Genomic DNA, 19849 nt, shown 5'->3' on the forward strand with positions numbered 1-19849 from the left:
GAAGAATACCATTGTTTATTTCTTGTGTGTACTTCATTCTGCACTTTTATAATTATGATGCCATTTTATTTTCGCAATTTTCTTTCTCACAACTACCATAAAGTATTAACGAGTGGTGCATAACCTTGAACTGTAATAGTTGACCAACGGTAGTTTGAATGTTTTGAATGCGCGGGTCACAGAACTCATGTACTTTATTACATTCGGTACATATAAGATGGTCATGCTGCCTAAAACCGTAAGCTTTCTCAAATTGCGCTAAGTTCTTACCGAATTGATGCTTTGTTACTAAATCACAATCCACAAGAAGATCCAACGTATTATAAACTGTGGCTCTACTAACTCTATAGTTTTTATCCTTCATGCTTACATATAGGGACTCTACATCGAAATGTCCTTCTTTAATGTAGATTTCTTCTAAGATTGCGAATCTTTCGGGTGTTTTTCGTAAGTTTTTATTCTCAAGGTGTGCCTGAAAAATTTTCTTTACCTCTTCCATTATGTTATGTCCCTGCATATCGCAAATATAATTTAAGCGGATCGATCAATTAGACCTGCTAACCTTTACAACACCATTCACTTTTTCAAGTTTCTTTGCTAAAATATCTAAGTGTGATGTGTCCTCAACATAAAGCCTGATTATTCCTTCGAAAATTCCTCCCTCTGTATTGATAGAGAGCGAACGCATGTTCACTTTGAGTTCTTCTGAAATAATATTTGATACGTCACTAACAAGACCCATTCGATCTGTGCCTATTATAGATAGTGTTGCTTCAAATGAATGTTTTCTAGATGACGCCCATTTTGCTTTAATTATTCTATAACCGTAATTGGATAAAAGCTCTGCTGCGTTAGGGCATGTAGTTCTATGTATTTTAATACCCTCGCTAACTGTCACAAAACCAAACACGTCATCCCCTGCGATTGGATTGCAACATTTTGCGAATTTGTAATCTATAATATCTAGATCTTCTCCCAATAATAGCAGGTCACTATCTGTCTTGCGTACTCTGCTTAGTTTTTCCTCAACTTCCTTTGCTCCTTTAACAGGCTTTTGCTCTACAACCTGCTTATCAGATTTTGCAAAGGACTTAATAAGCGAGTGATCAATCTTACCTGTGCCTATTAAGTAAAGCAAATCAGAGACACTTTTTACATTAAAGTAATTTGATATACTCTCGAGTACCGATTGCTTATAGACAATCTTTAGCTGTTTTAATTTTCTCTTAACGATCTCGCGTCCTTCATCAATAAATACTTTTCTCTCCTCCTTGAGTGCGTCTTTTATTTTAGACTTTGCCTTAGAGCTTACCACATATTGAAGCCAGCTTTCATTTGGTTTTTGCTTGCTTGAGGTTAAAATTTCAACCTGATCTCCATTTTTTAATTCAAAATTGAGTGGTACAAGCTTTTGGTTCACTTTCGCACCTAGGCAGTGCTCTCCTATCTCTGTGTGAATGTCAAACGCAAAGTCCAGAGCAGTTGCCCCTTGAGGGAGCGTTCTTAGATCGCCTTTTGGGGTAAAGACAAAGACTTCATCGCTATATAAGTTTGACCGAAAGTCATCTACGAATTCTATTGCATTGCCATCATTCTGCTCCAATATTTCCCTAACCTTAGATATCCACATTTCAAGGCCTGTTTCGTCTGTGGTTTTACCGTCTTTGTATTTCCAATGTGCTGCATATCCTTTCTCAGCAATTTCATCCATTCTTGTTGTCCTAACCTGAACTTCTACCCACTTGCCAGTATCGCTCATTACAGTTGTATGAAGTGACTCGTATCCATTGGCTTTGGGAATACTGATCCAATCTCTTAGTCTGTCTGGGTTTGGTTGATAATAATCAGTCACCAATGAATAAACCTGCCAACACAATGCCTTTTCATCTCTATACGGAACATCAAGAATTATCCTAATTGCAAATAAGTCATACACTTCCTCAAAAGGAACTCCTTGCTTTTTCATCTTATTCCAAATGGAATGAATAGATTTTGGTCTTCCTTTTATTTCGTATTCGACCTCTAACGAATTGAGTTTATCTTTTATGGGCCTAATGAAATTCCGGATAAACTTGTTTCGGGAATCTTTGGTCTCGTTAATCTTTCCTGCGATATCGTCGTAAACTTCCGGCTCACTGTATTTGAGGTACAAGTCTTCTAACTCTGATTTAAATGCATAGAGTCCAAGGCGATGTGCAAGGGGTGCATATAAGTAAATGGTTTCATTCGCGATTTTCAGCTGCTTATTTCTAGGCATGCTTTCGAGCGTTCTCATATTATGAAGCCTATCTGCAAGCTTTATAAGTATTACCCTTACATCGTCAGATAATGTAAGGAGCATCTTTCTGAAATTCTCTGCTTGCTGCGAGCTTCCATGATCAAATACTCCAGCAATTTTGGTAAGTCCATCAATAATAACAGCGACTTTCTTTCCAAATAATCTTTCGATATCTTCTAGCTCATAGTCTGTATCCTCAACAACATCGTGAAGAAGGGCTGCAACAATGGAGGTGGTTCCAAGTCCAATTTCAGATATACATATCTCTGCCACTTCCAAAGGATGGAATATATACGGTTCTCCTGATTTCCGACGCATACCACTATGTGCTTCCAAGGAGGTGTTAAATGCTTTTTTAATAATTTTTGCATCCCCGTCCTTAAGCACTGGCTTGGCTTTTCTCAGTAGCCGCCTGTATCGTCGTATAATCTCTTTTTTTTCTGATTCTAAATCTTCCTCTACTACCATAATAATTTTACAAAATTAAACCCTTGTTGAATCAAAAATATTACCTACTTTTGCCATCCGATTTTCAGAGCAAGAAAAAGTTCGAGCAATGAAATCTGCGGATGTGGCGAAATTGGTAGACGCACTAGACTTAGGATCTAGCGCCGCGAGGCATGGGGGTTCGAGTCCCTCCATCCGCACTGAAAAACAACCCTCTTTCCGGTACCCGATAAACGGGACGAGTAAGAGGGTTTTTATTTTATAAATACCAAACAATAGTAAGTTGGATATAACTTTTGACAAAACAGAAAAAACACAAGGTGTTATTAAAATTAGCGTAAACAAAGCTGATTTTCAACCAGGTGTTGATCAAAAAATCAAAGAGTACAGCAAGACTGCAAACATTAAAGGATTCCGAAAAGGAAAAGTACCTGAGGGAATGATCCGAAAAATGTATGGTAATGCGCTTATTGTTGAAGAAATCAACAAATTGGTGTCCGATAAGCTGAACTCCTACCTAAAAGAAAGTGACACTCAGTTTTTAGGTGAGCCCTTGCCTGTTCAAAAAGATGAGGAATTTGACTGGGAAAATCAGGAATCGTTTTTGTTTGAATATGAAATTGGATTTGCTGAGCCATTCGAAGTGAAAGTGGATAAGAAGGTGAAGTTGGATAAGCACTTTATTAAAGTAGATGATAAAGTGATTGACGAAACGATAGAAAATCTTCAGCGTCAGTTTGGAGAAATGGAAAATCCGGAAGTTTCGTCTGAAAAGGATACCCTTTACGGTCAGATAAAATCAAAAGATGGCGAGATCGATCAGGAAATCAGCATTGACCTAAGGGATGTTGAAAAAGCTTCATTGAAGAAGCTTGTGGGTATCAAAAACGGCACTGAGGTGGATATTGATCCAAAAAAGAGTTTCAAACATGATAATGTCTTGAAAAGCCAACTCAGGATTGATGATGAAGAGTTTAAAAAGCTTAAAAAATTAACTTTTACTCTGAAAGCAGTAAATCATCATAAACTTGCTCCAGTAAATCAAGAATTATTTGATAAGACCTTTGGTCAAGGTACTATTAAAGATGAAGCTGGCTTCAGGGATCGTGTTAAGGAGATTGTGTCTCAAAATTATAAGGGAGAGTCTGAGCAATTTTTTGATCATCAGGTGAGAGAAAAGCTTACAGAGTCAGCGAAAATCAACCTTCCAGATGAATTCCTTAAGAAGTGGTTAATTAGGACTAATGATAACATCACTCCTGAATTGATGGAACTTGAATACACTTCTTACGCTAAAGAATTAAAGTGGTCACTAATTCGAAATCAGATTGTAAAGAATCAGGAAATTAAGGTTGAGCACGAGGATGTTATTGCCGAAGCAAAAGAATTGATCAAGAAACAATTTGCGGGTTCTGGCATTGGGAACCAGATGGATGACCAGCTGGATACTTTCGCTAATAATTACTTACAAGGTGAGAATGGTGAAAACTATATGAAAGTTTTCAACCAAGTTCAATCTCAAAAGGTACTTGACCACATCAAAAGTGAGGTTACAGTGAAGGAAAAGACTGTTTCATTGGATGAATTCAGAAAACTATAGCAGTTAACTAAGTTTACAACTTTTCTATTACATTGAGGTTAAGATGATTGGAAAGAGTAAGCAAGAAAAACTAAGTGTGAGGATTGTTATCTTCTCCGCAGCTTATATATGCCATTTATTGCTCTTTGCACAGGGAAATCAGAGGACTCAAGCTACGATTACCCAAGCTGACACCTTGATTGAATTTGGTGTCACCAGCAAAGAAGTCAAGGTTGATCAATTAAAGTTTTATCAAAGTTTTAAAAACTTCAAAATCCACAACCTACAAGGAGAATACCTAGGAAAACTCCTTGATGGCAAATACCAACTTATTGTTAAGAACCAGCTTTTAGAGCAAGGACAGTTTAGTGACGGTTTAAAAGATGGAGAGTGGAAATATTGGTATGACAATGGTTTGATTAGAAGGCTGGAGGAATTCGAAAATGGCCTTCTCAATGGAGATTTTTCAGAATACGATCAAAATGGACAACACATCATGTCTGGAACATATAAGAATGGTACTTTGCACGGAAAAGTCCTTAGAGGAAAAACAAAAAGTATTATTCGTTTCTTTTGGCTAGGGCAAGAAGTAACAGAAAAGGAATTCAAAGAAAAAGATAGAAGCAGCTTATCTCTTTTTTTATTTAAAATCACAAAATCTCTTAAAGGATCAGGAAAAACCTCTGAGGACAAGGAAGAGACTGATCAAAACGGAAAGAAGGGGAAGTCCTAAATTCATTGGTGATGAAGCGCGTAAAAGCTGGTGCACTGTCCTTTGTCGTTGGCATTTCAATTGTTCTTTCCCTCTTAATTTCTGGTTTTATATTAATAAAAATCTATTCTGATAGGGAGTCTAAATTAGCACGAATTCGGCAGGATTTGCTAATTAACCTTAATTCAGGTTTTGAACTTGTTAAGGCCAAGCCTGAGGTAATTCAAAACAAAATAAATGAACTGGATCTTTTTGGAAGGGGCAAAGATTCCATCATCATAAAAAGTTCACCCTGGGGGTTTACAAACGTTGTTCAAATAACAGCCAAACGGGGGAAGTTTTTTGAACAAAAAGAAGCATTCATTAACAAGGTTAATCAGTTTGATGAAAGCACTATGTTTTTGGCAGATCATGGGGAACCTTTGACCTTATTAGGGAGATCTAAGATTGATGGCATCATTCAAGTGCCGGGTGGAAGGGTTTCAACAAGCAGTATTGGTGATCTATACTTTACAGGCACTCTCCCTAAAGAGAGTCAGACATTTCGAAGTAATCCAACTTTACCACAAATTGATCAATCGTTATTAGAGAATCTAACGAAGTTCGATTCAGAAACTGTTCCAATTAAAGAAATTCAAAAAAATAATGAGTTCAGTTTCAAAAACAATTCTGCCTTAAAGCTTCATTCGATTGATCCAATCATTTTGACTCAAAATTTTAAAGGTAAAATTATTATCGAATCAGAAAGTGAGATTGAAGTCCTTCTTACATCCAAACTTGAAGATGTCATTTTAATCGCTCCTAAAATTGTGCTACAAGATTTTGTAAGTGGATCGTTTCAGGCGATAGCGAGAGATACAATTCTTGTTGGAAGAGGTGTAAAGCTAAATTACCCATCTGCTTTGGCCGTAATTGGAAATAACAAAGGATATATCGATGTAAAATCTGGCTACTTAGAAGGGAGTCTGTTTATGCATAATTTTAAAGATGGAGATCTTAATTTAATGCGGATACAAAACACGGATATTTACGGCTCAATCTATACTAACGGCTATTTAGATTTTCAAGGTTCATTATATGGTTGTGTCACTTCCAATAAATTTGTTTTCAGTCGATTTGGTGAGATAAGGGAAAATACTATTTATAATGCAGAGATAAATTCTTTAACGCAGAATAGCTATTACAAAAATTTTGATTTTTTTAGTAATGATAGCCCAGCATCAGTGATAAAATGGTTAAAGTAAAGTCTTCCTCTATTATTGAAGTTGTTATTGCAATGATTATTCTTTCAATTGTATTTTCAGCAACACTTATATCAATAATTCATATAACCTCCTCATCAAGTAAAGAAATTGATTTAAAGATATGGCATGAATTAAAGTACAGCGCTGAACTTCTAAAGAATGGCAATATACCAACAAAGAATATCGAGGGCCTTTCAATTAATTGGAGTATTTCAAATTATGATAATCATGCTGGTTTAAAAAGAATTCATTTGACGGCTAGTCGGGATTCCACGATTGTAGACGAGTACTATGAGATTTGGTATGAGAAAGAATAAACTTTTGTCGTTTACAATTGGGGAATTGCTCATTGTAATGATCATAACCTCAATTATTTCTATTTCACTGTACTATTCTTATCTAGCAGTGTATCGACAGTTTATTTTGTTTGATCAAAAACAAACAATGCTTAATGATCTCTCTGGGTTTCACGATCAACTAAGCTATGATTTCAACTTGTCTGAAAAAGCAATTATCAATGGAGGTATACTAATGTTATTTTTTGAAGAAAAAGAAATTTCATATTCAATTAACAGCAATTCAATTGTTAGGACTCAGTCTTCTTTAAAAGAAGAGATTAAACTCGATATACACTCCAGAGGCTATAAGTTTAAAGGAGAAGCAGTTAATGGAAGCGGGTTAATCGATCGGCTAGAATTAAAATTTGACTACTTAAACCATGAATACAGATGGATTATATTGAAAGAATATGATGCACATACATTGGTTGATTATCATAAATCTTTATGAGCGGGCTGGATTTAAATAGAATCAATAAACAGGTTAGTCCAAAATCTAAGACTCAATCGAAAAACATATTAGACCTTCTCAATAAGGAAATTTCCTTGAGTAAGCCAATCACTGATAAAATAAAAGAAGCGTTTTATTCAGAATTAAATAGTATGCTGGTCGCTGGGATTGACCTAAAAAGTTGCATTGACCTTATTGCAGATGAAACTAAAAAAGAAAAGCAGAAAGATGTATTCAAGTTGATAAGTCAAGAAATGATCAAGGGCAACACATTAGCTCAAGCACTAAGAAAAACGAATAGTTTTGGGCCCTATGAGTATTTTAGCATTAAAATTGGTGAAGAAACGGGACAATTACCAAAAGTAACCCATGACTTAAGTATTTATTTTAAGAGAAAGCTTGATCAAAAAAGGCAACTTGTAACCGCACTCTCCTATCCTCTTTTAATATTGATTACTTCCTTGGGAGCAGTGAGTTTCATGATGTTTTTCATGGTTCCAATGTTTAGTGATGTATTCACAAGGTTTGGAGGCGAGCTACCTGCAGTAACTCAGCTAGTAATTGATTTTTCTGCTTTTCTTTCATCTCACTGGCTTATTCTATTATTTATAATAGTGCTATTAACAGCCATTCTAATTGCAATTAGAAAAAATGAAAAGTTCGTCCTTATTAAGGATAGGCTAATAATAAAACTCCCCTTCTTTGGTAAACTGTATTCGAGTTTGTACATGGCCCAGTTTTGCAACTCTATGGCCCTATTGATAAGCTCCAAAGTTTCATTAACTAATGCGATAGAGCTTATGGAGTCAATGATTAACTTTTCATTATTAAAAGAAGTAATGCCAGTAGTTAAGGATGATTTAATGAATGGTGAAAGTCTTCATAATAGTCTCTCTAAAAACTCCCTTTTTGATAAAAAAATGATCACAATGATCAAGATTGGCGAGGAAGTAACACAGCTTGACTCATTTTTTCAAAAACTAGGTGACCAATATTCTGAGGAAGTGAAATATCGAACTACACAGCTCAACACTTTTATGGAGCCAATGCTAATCATATTTCTTGGGGTTGTAGTTGGGTTTATTTTGATTACAATGTATTTGCCCATGTTCCAAATTTCAACGAATTTAGGGCTTTAAATGAGATGCAATGGGGCTGAAGAATAAGAAAGTAAAAGCATTTACATTATCCGAGCTATTGGTTGTTTTAGTAATAGTTGGTATCCTAATACTGATAGCACTACCGCAATTAATGCCACTAATTACACGTGCCAGAAGTGTTGAAGCTAAGCAAGCGCTAAAACACTTGCATACATTACAACGAACTCATTTTTTTGAGTATTCACGATACTCTAATAATATCCAGCAAATAGGTTTTGAACAAGAACCGTTGGTAACCTCTCAAGAAGGGGGCAATGCAAACTACATTGTTGAAATCATCAATGCCAGTCCTCAAACTTTTCAAGCTCGTGCTACTGCGGTGGTTGACTTTGATGGAGACGGTCAATTCAACGTTTGGGAAATAGATGAAAAAGGCCAATTAATTGAGGTCGTACCGGATTGATCTCAAGTTTCATATTATACCTCCTGGTTTTTATTTCTTTCCTATTGATTTTTTATCAGGATTTAAGAAATAGAGAGGTTGACTTATTTTTATTTCTAGTCTTAATAGGAGCTTCATTGACAATCAAGTGGGGATTCATTTTAAACAATTACTGGCACCTGATTTTTAATACCGTATTTATTTTAATAAATTTTGCCGCACTTTTTTTCTACTGTAGGGTCAGGTTTCCTAATAAGAAACTTTTTAAAAGTTTAATTGGACAAGGAGATATCCTGATGTGGTTTAGTTTAGTAGCTTTATTTGAATTTGAAAAATTTATTCTGCTATTTGTGTTGAGCCTGATATTCTCATTTTTGTGTCATTATCTATTGATTCAATTTAGATTTTATAATAACTCAACCGTACCTTTAGCGGGCTTTCAGTCCATATTTTTTTCTGCCGTTTTTGTTATCGAAACATTCATCCCTGCCAGTTAATGGACACATTAGAAGTAAATAAAGAATACCTTCAGGCTGTCGACCCTTCCATCGCATGGCATTACCAGATAATTCCCATTGAAATTCATAATGGCATTGAGGAATATGCCATAAATAAAGAAGCAGACTTAGAAGCAGCTAAACAGGAGCTTCAACTTATTTCCGGAAATGAGGTGAGACTAACTCCCTACCCCTCTGAAGTAATTGAGAAGGCTCTTAACAAGTACTATTTCAAATCAAAAAAAGAGAGCATTTCAGTCTTGGCTGAAGAAAATTTTGTGATGAAATTGATCGAAGATGCAAAGGAATTAAGTTGCAGTGATATTCATATTGAAAGATATGAAGACAACCGTCGAGTTAGATTTAGACTTGATGGACAGCTGGTAACCCGCTATACGATTCCAGCTGAGGATTACCCATCCATTATCAACAAGATTAAAATTTTAGCAAAACTTGATATTGCTGAAAAAAGATTGCCTCAAGATGGTCGAGTACTTTATCACACAGATCAATATCGTTTCGACATTCGAGTAAGCTCCTTACCAACACTACATGGTGAAAAAATAGTATTAAGATTACTAGGAAGCGATGCATCAGATCTTGACATTAATAAACTTGGATTTAACACAACAAATCTAAATTCTTATTTAGAAAGTGTTAAAAAACCCCATGGAATAGTGCTCATAAGCGGCCCTACAGGATCCGGTAAAACCACAACTCTTTATGCCACACTTGGACTATTAAATCAAGAACACAAAAACATCATAACCATAGAGGATCCAATCGAATACACCCTCGATGGTATTAATCAGGTACAGCTTAGAGAAAATATAGGGCTGGATTTTAGTAAAGCACTCCGCACATTTTTGCGACAAGACCCTGATATTATCATGGTCGGTGAGATTCGGGATCCGGACACTGCAAATATGGCGATCAGAGCTGCATTAACCGGGCATCTGGTGCTCTCAACAATCCATACAAATTCAGCATGGGGGATTGTCTCCAGGTTGATAGATATGGGGATACCTCCATATTTATTAGCCACCACCTTGAATGCTACTATTGCTCAAAGATTATTGAGAAAGTTATGCACTCATTGTAAGGAGAAGCGCAAATTCAATCAGCCGATTAAGAATCCTAATCTAAATCCACCTATCTATGAATATTTACCCAAGGGTTGTAGCCACTGCTTCCATACAGGGTACTCCGGAAGAATCGCCATTTATGAGGTAATTGCAATTGATGATGAGTTATCTTTGAGGATTAAAAACCGAGATCTAGAAATTAATAACCTACTTAAAAGTAAAGGAATCGGAACCTTAGCAAATAATGCCTATTATCTCTTCGAAAGTGGTGAAACCTCATACGAGGAAGTTTACCCAATTCTCAACTAATCATCAGATCGTGAGTCCAACAAAGCCTATTCTTCTTGCTCTTATATCGTTATTTTGTTCAATTAAAGCCAGCGGCCAGCAGAGCTTTCAAGAAAGACTTGAAGAAATAAGAATAGAGCTGGATGAAAAAAGTGATTCGAGTATTACTCAACTAAATGATCCGGTTACATTCGATATTTTCAATGCTCCAATCCAAGAGTTTCTTGGGATCATTGCAACCAATCATGAATTAAATCTGAGTGTAGATCCAAACATTAACATTATTGTTTCGAATCGCTTTTCCAATGCTATAGTAAAGGATGTATTCTACTTTTTATGTCAAACCTATGAGTTGGATATCACATTCATTAATAACATTATTTCCTTCAAAAAATTTATTCCGCCTGCATTACCCAAAAAACCATACAGTGAAAAACAACTTGATATTATTTTCAATGAGGCTGAGTCTCTTGTAAGTATTAATTTGATTGAGGACAGTCTTAAACATTTTACACGGCAGTTTACAAATAAAACCTCTGTGAATGTTGTATATAGCCCGGATCTTAAAAATGTCAGGATCAGTGGTTTCTTAAAAAATATTGAGCCTGAAGAGGCTCTTGAACAAATCGCATTTGCCAACAACCTAGAAATAGAATCTTCGGGCAAGGATTTTTATATGTTTCAAAAGCCAGGCGCAAATAAGTCAGGAGATAGAAAAACAGGAGTAGCCCGAACTTCAGATCGATTGGGTGGTGACTTTACTCTTGAAATTCAACGGGTTGGAGTTGATGAGATGGTTACCATCAATGCTGTTAATACACCTATTATTGAAATAATTAGTGAAATTTCAAACGAGTCAGATCAGGAATATATTCTGTTTTCTGAACCAGAGGGTATTATAACACTTAATGTAAGAGATATTCCCTTATTAGAATTCTTTGACTTTTTATTTAATGCCTCAGACCACACTTATAGAGAAGAAAGTGGAGTTTTTGTGATTGGGAGAAGAAACCTAGAAGGACTTAGAACTTCAAAGATTGTTAAGTTGAACAACCGATCTGTAGATGAAATAGATGCATACATCCCGCAGGAGCTAAAGGAAGGAGTGAATATTTCTATTTTCAAAGAGCTTAATGCCCTTATTCTTTCAGGAAATGCACCTCAAATAAAAGAGATTGAGTTATTCATTAAAGAGATTGATGAACTAGTACCCAATATTCTCATTGAAGTGATTGTGGTGGATGTGAGGAAAGGCTATAACCTACAAACAGGACTTCAGGCATTCCTGTCAGATTCTTCAAATTCAACTAAAACCACAGGTTCTGTTTTTCCAAGAGTTGATCTTTCTCTAGGAACCAATGCAATCAATGAAGCATTGGGAGCTGTCAATCTGGGTAAGGTGACACCTCGGTTTTACGCTCAGCTTAAAGCAATTGAAGATAATAATAACATCAATATCCGATCAACACCACAATTGGCAACCTTAAACGGTCATGAAGCGACCTTAACTATAGGCCAGTCAGTATTTTTTGTTCAACGAACACAGAATGTAAACCCCGGTGTTAATCCGGTTACGACTGTATCCGAGCAATACAGACAGGTTGAGGCAAACCTTTCAATATTAATTAACCCTATTGTTTCAGGAAATGAGCATGTGACGCTCTCTATTGATGCTGAGTTCTCCAGCTTTGTGCCACCTGAGATTGAGAATGCTCCTCCCGGAAATGCCACCAGAAGATTTACTTCTAAGATTCGTGTTAGAAATGAGGAAATGATTGTTTTAGGTGGTCTTGAAGAAATTACAAAATCGGAGACAAGCTCTGGTGTTCCTTTATTGTCAAGGATACCCGTACTTAGCTGGCTATTCAGTGCCAAGGGAAAGGAAACAGATAATGATAAGTTAATGGTATTTATCAAGCCCACTATCGTTTTTTAATGCGCTCGTTGATAAACCAAATTGCCACCAGGTTTTCGGACCGTGAGTCACTTGGCGTATTTATCCGATTGAAAGATGGTCATATTGGCAACATCGACTATGTGACATTAAAAAGTCACAAAAACCTTCTGGACATCACTGATTCATACCAGAATGTAGATGTTAAAGCTGTGGAATTTAGAAGACAGCCAATCTACTTATCTATTGATGGAGATGGGGTGATTCATAAGCTTGTTGAGAATCCTAATGACTCATCGCCCGAAGAATTAGTCAAGTCAAACTTGCCAAAAATTGATTTGAATAGTGTTTACTTTCAGTATAACCCTATTTCCAAAGATCAAGGGTATTTATCAATTATCCGAAGAACTGTATTTAAAGAAGTAATGGATCACTTTGATTCGTTTGACTCGTTCATAATAAACGTTACTTTAGGTCCATTTGCAACCAACATATTATTTACAATTCAGCCTGAAATTACCAGTGTTTCAGGTTCCGGCTACCAATTAGTTGCAGAAAACAGCTTGCTTACATCATTTAATTATACAGGTGTTAGTTCTGATGAATCCATCAATTTTGGAGAGCAAAATCTGAACCCTGAAATCCTTTTACCATATTTCTCTGCGATACAACATTTTATTCCAAGCCAAAATAATAACTCAGCTGAATGGGTAGAAATAGAAGAACAGCGGAAAGAGTTCCGATTCTATAATCTCTACAGAAAGATCATATTGTTTGCACCCACAAGTCTGTTTCTGGTACTCCTTATAAACTTTGCAATCTTTTCTTACTTTCAGTCAGCAAATAGTGAGCTTACCATAAGACACAGTATCCAGCTTTCAGAAGGAAATGAGTTTAAAAAACTGTCTAATGAAGTTAGTCAAAAGGAAAAAATGCTCAACTTATCAGAAACTAATTATGCACGTACAATAACCTATTATGCAGATCAATTGGGACTCAGCATAGTAGATGGAGTAAAATTAACAGAGCTAGAAATTTACCCTCTTGATCAAAAGAGTTTAACGAATAATCAGGAATACGTTTTTCTCACTGGTAAAATCCAGGTTAGAGGCTTATGCAATGAGCCCGAAAATTTAACTGAATGGATAAATCAATTAAATAAACTGAGCTGGATACAAAATATAAGCAGTCCAAAATATTCCTGGGATGTATTACTGAATAAGGGTGAGTTTGAGTTTGAAATTGAGATTATCTGATTATGCATAAGCTAAAGTCATATATCAAAAGTTATCGTAATAGATTTTACATCCTAAGCTTAATTCTTCTTTTAATCAGCATAGTTGCGTTTAAAATTGCCATCAAACCAAGCATAGCTGGGTACACCATTTATAACAACCTCAATCGTAACATAAGTGAGGCTGGAAGTATTACAGACATCTCGCAGCTTGAAGAATTGTCTCAGTTTTATAATGACTTCATATACCCTGGATCACAGGTGTCTTTCCAAAATGACCTGATCAACAAAACAGCTAAAATAACTTCCAGAAATGGCTCCAGACTGGTTTCATTTTCTGTAGTTGATGAGGTACAACATGAAGCCTGGCTGGAGAAAAATTACAAAATACGACTCTCTGGCACGTACACTGACATGCTGAAAACGGTCGATGAACTGCAAGATCAAATAGAAGGTGGGTTGCTCAAGAATCTAAAATTCGAAATGATCCTGGACCGACATACACGTAGAAACACACTTTTCTGCGAAGTGTATGTTCAATCGATAAGTCAATTATTAAACTGAAAGGCAGTGAAGGGAAAAAAGAATATCTACATTCTGCTACCTGCCGTGATAGTTGTTTGGGGACTAATTTTGTACAGGGTTATAAGTTCGCTATCAGGACCAGAACTCACTATTTCAAAAAAATACGATACGAACTATGAAGCTGTAACGAGAGACACAACCTCTTACACACTTTCTTATAATTATAGGGATCCATTCTTTACCTATCAGAAGAGAAAATACACCCCGAATAAGGTCAGTGAAACAAAAGAAGACAAAAAGAGACCCTCGAAATCTAAAAACAAATTAGTCTCAAAAATTGATTGGTCTCAAATAAAATATTTTGGTCTGATTGAGAATCAAAAAACAAATAATATAAAAGCATTGGTGTTGATAAAAGGAAACTACCATTATGTTGAAAAAAACGAAGACATTGAAAACTACAACGTCTTTTTTATATCCAAAGACTCAATTGGATTGCTGTCCGAAGGAGAAAAAAAATATTTTAAAAGATGATCTTGATGAAATCTAAACTTTCAAAAAAAACACTTTACTTCATCATTCCGGCATTGGTTTGGATGGGTATTTCATGCGATGAATTTATAGAGCCTGACATTTCCAACAAACAGGTAAACCTGATTGCGCCTGGTGATAATATCACTATAGATTCAAGTAGGGTTGTGTTCTTTTGGGATCATTTACCGGAAGCTCTTGATTACTCTTTTCAAATTGTAACAGGCAACTTTGACTCACCAGATATTTTAATTTTCGACACATTGATCGTAAACAATAAAATCACGCTCAATTTGGATTCTGGCACCTACCAATGGGGTGTGAGTGCTCTGAATAGCAACTATCAGACAGCCTATTCAGTCAGATCTTTGACGATAAATAATAAAAGTGCTGCAAAAGGGTCTATTAATCTATTATTCCCACAAAATCAGCAAACATTAGCTGACACCACTTTCCAATTTAACTGGAATACGAGTGCTAATATTGAGGAGTATGTATTTAAGATTTTGGAACTGCCTGAAAAAAATGCAGTCACTTCCAATTCTTTTATCCTAAGAAGCTTTCCTAAACAGAATGCTAGCTACCAATGGCAGGTGATCGGCTTGCTAGAAGGAAGAAACGAAACGATTGAATCACCAATTTATACGTTTACAATTGATCCCAATTAAAAAAGAGGATCCATAAATGGATCCTCTTTTTTAAACTACAGATAGATTAATACTAATCCTGCTTCAGTTCTTCCAATTGCTTTTGAAGCTCTATGTTTTGCTTCATTAGCTCATTCATCTGCTTTTGCATTTCTATTTGATGCAATACCAATTCCTCCACGGTTCGTAAAAGTCCCATTTGATTTTCACCAACGCTTATCCCCTCCTCTTCCATCTTTTTAGCTGACGGGATATATGGTAAGTGCTTATTCTTATTGATATATTTCTCTAAATCCTCCAGGCTAGGCAGCTTATAACTAGGTTCAAATACATAATCCGGACCAGGCACATTCAGATCAACTCTCACCTCTCTTGCATGCACTTCTCCGTTTACTGTTAAGAGTTCGTCTGGGTTAGATGTCCCAATACCCACTTTGCCATCTTCGTCGATTACCATCAAATTGTTAATTTCAGTATTTGTCTTTTGAAAAGTAATGCCATCATTATTTGCAGAGACAGAAAAGGTTCTTTGATTTTCTTCGTTTAACAAAACAAACCAATCTCTATATAATCCCTCTCCATTATTATCAGGAAGACCTGATAAGTCGGATTCAAAAAATATTTTTATTTGTGAATTTGAAGGAACAAATCTTATCGTATCAGTTCCCGTTCCTCCAGGACCTACAGAAATTTGTCCCAAAACTTCTTCAGTTGATCTATCTCTGATGCTAAATGTTGCCGTTCTATAAGTATAAATCCAGTCAAAAACATATAGATATTCTTCATTTAAAGGACCAACTAAATCAATTTCCCGAAAACTTTCCCCCGAAATAAGTCTAACCTTTTCACTATCTGATTGCTCTGGTCCTGTACTGCCTGTTCGTTCTCCGTTTCTATATCCGGAATAAATCCATCCAGCTGGATTGTTGGCGTAGTTAGTTTCCAGTACAATATCACCCGCTAACTCATCATTGTCTGCTGATTGAATTTTTGATGGAATACCCATCTCAGGCGATAAAGAGGATTGCGGAAGATAATTCACTGATCCATCAGCACTCATGACTAATAGGCTATCTGAAGGATTTCCTTCATCAAGTCCGCCATTCTTGCCTCGACCAAGTTTTAGTTTTGGCAAATACACCGTGTGAGATTCTGCATCTGCTTTGATAGCTTCACCACCCAGAATCACAGAAAAATCTGCTCCTTCTGGCATGTTATGATCAACACCTCCGATGACGGTTGAAAAATCAGCATGTATACCATGGCCATCTGTCTGAGCTGTAGAATTAGCGGTGAAAACCACATTGTGCCTTCCGGTTGATACAACAGTATCAGCATCAGAGTGATACGCCGGCCCTACAGGAGTTGTATAATTACCATCCAATTCAGTACCCGCATCACGTCCATACACAATGGAGCCAAATCCTTCATTTCTCACGTTGGTTCCCATTACTAAAGATCGTGAGGCTTTATTAACCGCTCTGTTACCTGCTATAATCCTGGAATCAGTAAGGTCATTACCTTGAATGGTAGCAAATGAGGATCCAACAATTGCAGCTCCAAAGATTCCAAATGATCCTCCAGGATTCTTGATGATCGAGTTTTTATACCCACCTGTAATTAAAAAATTATTTATCGTGTCATCTCCATTGGGATCGTTATTAATGATCGAGTGCTCTTCACCGGTCATGGTTCCCCATCTGACAGATCCGCCTGCAGCTCTGTTGATGGTGTGATTATTTCCTACGATGAAGTTGTGATCAAAACGTCCTGTCGCATTATCAATGATATTGATACCTGTACCATAAATAAAATTGTTGTCAGAATTGGCGTTTACCTGATTAAAAGTAGCTCCAGCTCCTTTATAGTTTCGATTCGCTATATCATAAGACATGTCTGAAGCAGCAAAACCGCCTAACCCATCTGATACATTTACATTACCCGCAGCACCAACAGAAGCGGATATCGAAGTTAAAATAGACGACTGAGGAACATAATTAACTGCTCCTTCCGAGTTCATCACCAACAAACTATCAGCAGACGTTCCCTGAGCAATTAACGCATCATTACCCTGACCTATTTTCAATTTCGGAATGTATACGGTGTTTGGATCCGTATTAGCAATCACCGTGTTACCACCAATGATAGCAGAGTTGTTGGCTCCAGTGGGGATATGATGATTAAGTCCCCCTAAAATGGCCGACCGAACAGCCATGGCACCATAACCGTCTATTTGGGCACTTGTATTTTCAGAAACGTTAAATGCCTGTGTACCTGCAGTTACATAAGGAACATTCGCAGGTTTTGTTGCGTCATTTGATCCCGGGAAGAAGGCATGCGCAAACGAACCTCCTCGTGGGCCATTCGAAATAGTTCTTGCTCCAATACCCCCTGCATAACTACCAAATGCACCGTTGGAGTTGTCACTACCCCAGGTAAGAGATGATGACCCGGAACCGAATACCCCTGGAATTCCTATTTCGTGTATGAAACCAAATGCCACGATGTGACCTCCTCGATTTATAGTGATATTATTACCATGAATCAATGAGTTATTCAAATTTGCTTCCGGAAGAACATGATTGTTACCCATGATAATGTTGTTTTGCATATTATCAGTAGGCAAGGATATTCCTGAAGAAGCACCTGATATTATGTTTCCTTCAAACGATGAAGGTGATCCACTAACTCCTGCTGGATTAACTAAAATGTTGTTGTTATTAACATCAACTTGAGTTGATGTTAACCCTCCGACTCCATCGGAAACATTCAGATTATTGGCAGGTCCCTGGCTAAGAGCCCCTGAGTTGCCATCCACTAAGTCATCTACATACTTTTTGGTGATTAAAGAGGTACCAACCAAGCCTGAATAATCTGCACCAATCCCGGTATCATCACTTTCGCCAAAACCTCTTAGCCTAAAACCAGAATCATTCGATGTATAATTATTAGAAGCTGAGGCTTCAATGTACTTTGGATTTGATCCTCCCGAACCTAGAATCTTCAACGCGGCATTACTGCTTGCATCGCCTGTTACCTGCAATCCTAACGCCGGCTGAAATCCTGCATCCGTGAGATATAAGCTTGCCTCTGTTCCAGTTCCACCTAGGTTTAATATGGATTGATAATCAGTACTTCCGTTATCAATAATACTAAATGAATGAGCACCATCTAAGTCAATAGCTACATTGGAAGATAACCTTCCACCAAGATCCACACCGGACCCATTGGCAGTTGTTCCATTTCCATTTGACAAATTAAATGAATTAGCTGCCACCTGGCTATCCACATATCCCTTAGTAGAGGCGTCCTGTGGATTCACCGGATCAGCAAGTCCTTGCAGCGAACTATTAGGGAAAACAAAATTACCTGCACCCGTAAATAACACGTCACTGGTAAGCTCGCCTCCAAGGTCAAGATTGCCTCCATTAGGTGTTAATCCATTTCCGGCTCCTGCCTGAGCTTGTAGACTTTGGAATGTCAGGTTTCCAGCACCGTCGGTTCCAATAACCTGACCTGCAATACCATCTGTAGCAGGATAGCTTAACCCATTTACATTCATGCTGTTGGTGATAACACCCTCGGAACGGATGTTTCCTTCTACATCAAGCTTTTCCCGTGCATCAGACCTTCCAATACCTACATTACCATCACCATCAAAGGCCAATTCCAAACGGGAATCTGTGACGTTTCTAAATCTTAAACCACCAGTTTCTCCTAAGAAAAGCTGATAAGTATCCAGGCCATCACGTGATATTCGCATAGCCCTATTTCCAAACTGGTTTATATGAAGTTGAGCGGAAGGGTTGTTAATGCCAATTCCTATATTTCCGTCACCATCAAAAGACATCTCATTCCTATCATCTGTGTTATTTCGAATTCTTAACCCTCTTTGAGAAAGGAATATTCTATAATCGTCTACTCCATCGCGAGTTAGCTTGATCGCCTGGCCATTTGTTTGATTGATGTGGAACAATGACGTTGGATTGTCTGTGCCAATACCCACATTGCCATTGTTATAGGAGATTTTATCTCCATTCTGTTGCCAGACACCAATGGGCAGCCCGTTGAAATAGTAGCTGGAAGCATTGATGCCGCCATTTACATCAAATGGGAAGGTTGGTGTACTGGTACGAATACCAACAAACACATCCGGATCGGTGTAAACAAAACTGCCGTCTGTACTCCAGCCAAATGGTTTATTTCCGTTACCGTTCCCATTTCCTCCCCCATTGCCGTTTCCATTCCCATTACCCTGGGAAAAGGCTACCAGCGAGAAACACGCCAGTATGGTGATTAGTAATACTTGCTTCTTCATGATTTGGTATTTATATCTTCGGTTTGGTTTCTAATATTTTTGGTTCTTATAGTTTTTTCTTATGTGAACACTAGTTGAAAAGACTAGCGCTATAAAGGTTTTTATTTCTTACTATTTTATGGTTTAAGTCTTTTGGACTTAAACCTCCTACTACATCTATTTCTTTTCTACAATTCATTTTCTCTTCTCTCTCTCTTCTCAAAGCACAAGTCAAAAAGACTTGCGCTATATTATGTTTA

General features: G+C 37.0%; 17 protein-coding genes and 1 tRNA gene (1 of these 18 running past the window's edge). 14 read left to right on the forward strand and 4 right to left on the reverse strand.

From position 1 onward, the window contains the following. The 3 genes in view from CHB71_RS12035 to CHB71_RS12045 are tightly spaced (at most 45 nt apart) and all read right to left on the reverse strand, a layout consistent with a single transcriptional unit that may run on beyond the window. Positions 1 to 37 carry the 5' portion of an STAS domain-containing protein gene (locus tag CHB71_RS12035; protein WP_089357173.1) on the reverse strand. It extends 302 nt beyond the left edge of the window, so 37 of the gene's 339 nt are visible here — the first part of the coding sequence; it begins with the start codon at positions 35 to 37; its stop codon lies beyond the left edge, outside the window. 15 nt (positions 38 to 52) lie between these two features. Beyond that, positions 53 to 499, reverse strand: a complete 447-nt coding sequence (locus CHB71_RS12040) for a Fur family transcriptional regulator (protein WP_245811262.1) — start codon at positions 497 to 499, stop codon at positions 53 to 55. Between the two features lie 45 nt (positions 500 to 544). Next, positions 545 to 2746 (reverse strand): RelA/SpoT family protein, encoded by a 2202-nt coding sequence (locus tag CHB71_RS12045; RefSeq protein ID WP_089357175.1) that lies wholly within the window; start codon positions 2744 to 2746, stop codon positions 545 to 547. Positions 2747 to 2843: 97 nt separating this feature from the next. Between CHB71_RS12045 and CHB71_RS12050 the strand changes: the two genes are divergently transcribed. The 14 genes from CHB71_RS12050 (at position 2844) to CHB71_RS12120 (ending at position 15313) form a co-directional block, all read left to right on the forward strand. Continuing rightward, a tRNA-Leu gene (locus CHB71_RS12050) sits at positions 2844 to 2925 on the forward strand. Between the two features lie 83 nt (positions 2926 to 3008). Further along, complete coding sequence (locus CHB71_RS12055; RefSeq protein WP_179213399.1) at positions 3009 to 4325, forward strand: trigger factor; 1317 nt, start codon at positions 3009 to 3011, stop codon at positions 4323 to 4325. A gap of 43 nt (positions 4326 to 4368) precedes the next feature. Further along, positions 4369 to 5037: a toxin-antitoxin system YwqK family antitoxin gene (locus tag CHB71_RS12060; RefSeq protein ID WP_089357177.1), complete on the forward strand. Its 669-nt coding sequence runs from the start codon at positions 4369 to 4371 to the stop codon at positions 5035 to 5037. A gap of 11 nt (positions 5038 to 5048) precedes the next feature. Next, positions 5049 to 6260: a hypothetical protein gene (locus CHB71_RS12065; RefSeq protein ID WP_089357178.1), complete on the forward strand. Its 1212-nt coding sequence runs from the start codon at positions 5049 to 5051 to the stop codon at positions 6258 to 6260. Beyond that, positions 6248 to 6577 carry a hypothetical protein gene (locus CHB71_RS12070; RefSeq protein ID WP_089357179.1) on the forward strand — a complete coding sequence of 110 codons (330 nt, stop codon included), beginning with the start codon at positions 6248 to 6250 and terminating at the stop codon, positions 6575 to 6577. Before CHB71_RS12065 ends, CHB71_RS12070 begins: the two co-directional genes overlap by 13 nt. Then, on the forward strand, positions 6564 to 7049 hold the full coding sequence (locus CHB71_RS12075; protein ID WP_089357180.1) for a hypothetical protein: 486 nt from the start codon (positions 6564 to 6566) through the stop codon (positions 7047 to 7049). The genes CHB71_RS12070 and CHB71_RS12075 overlap by 14 nt, the downstream gene beginning before the upstream one ends. After that, positions 7046 to 8188, forward strand: coding sequence for a type II secretion system F family protein (locus tag CHB71_RS12080; RefSeq protein ID WP_089357181.1), 1143 nt, complete (start codon positions 7046 to 7048; stop codon positions 8186 to 8188). The genes CHB71_RS12075 and CHB71_RS12080 overlap by 4 nt, the downstream gene beginning before the upstream one ends. A gap of 10 nt (positions 8189 to 8198) precedes the next feature. Continuing rightward, positions 8199 to 8612 (forward strand): type IV pilin protein, encoded by a 414-nt coding sequence (locus CHB71_RS12085; RefSeq protein WP_089357182.1) that lies wholly within the window; start codon positions 8199 to 8201, stop codon positions 8610 to 8612. A gap of 475 nt (positions 8613 to 9087) precedes the next feature. Further along, complete coding sequence (locus tag CHB71_RS12095) at positions 9088 to 10482, forward strand: GspE/PulE family protein (protein WP_089357184.1); 1395 nt, start codon at positions 9088 to 9090, stop codon at positions 10480 to 10482. Between the two features lie 10 nt (positions 10483 to 10492). Next, positions 10493 to 12397 (forward strand): type II secretion system protein GspD, encoded by a 1905-nt coding sequence (locus CHB71_RS12100; RefSeq protein WP_179213400.1) that lies wholly within the window; start codon positions 10493 to 10495, stop codon positions 12395 to 12397. Further along, positions 12397 to 13611, forward strand: coding sequence for a hypothetical protein (locus tag CHB71_RS12105; protein WP_089357186.1), 1215 nt, complete (start codon positions 12397 to 12399; stop codon positions 13609 to 13611). The genes CHB71_RS12100 and CHB71_RS12105 overlap by 1 nt, the downstream gene beginning before the upstream one ends. A 2-nt stretch (positions 13612 to 13613) precedes the next feature. Continuing rightward, positions 13614 to 14153: a hypothetical protein gene (locus CHB71_RS12110; protein WP_089357187.1), complete on the forward strand. Its 540-nt coding sequence runs from the start codon at positions 13614 to 13616 to the stop codon at positions 14151 to 14153. A gap of 6 nt (positions 14154 to 14159) precedes the next feature. After that, positions 14160 to 14648 carry a hypothetical protein gene (locus CHB71_RS12115; RefSeq protein WP_089357188.1) on the forward strand — a complete coding sequence of 163 codons (489 nt, stop codon included), beginning with the start codon at positions 14160 to 14162 and terminating at the stop codon, positions 14646 to 14648. 5 nt (positions 14649 to 14653) lie between these two features. After that, on the forward strand, positions 14654 to 15313 hold the full coding sequence (locus tag CHB71_RS12120) for a hypothetical protein (RefSeq protein ID WP_144017411.1): 660 nt from the start codon (positions 14654 to 14656) through the stop codon (positions 15311 to 15313). A 52-nt stretch (positions 15314 to 15365) separates the two neighbouring features. Here CHB71_RS12120 and CHB71_RS12125 read toward each other — a convergent pair whose 3' ends face one another. Continuing rightward, complete coding sequence (locus tag CHB71_RS12125) at positions 15366 to 19610, reverse strand: beta strand repeat-containing protein (RefSeq protein ID WP_089357190.1); 4245 nt, start codon at positions 19608 to 19610, stop codon at positions 15366 to 15368. Positions 19611 to 19849 lie beyond the last annotated feature (239 nt).

Origin of the sequence: Ekhidna lutea, assembly GCF_900188325.1 — a bacterium.
Lineage (GTDB): Bacteria > Bacteroidota > Bacteroidia > Cytophagales > Cyclobacteriaceae > Ekhidna > Ekhidna lutea.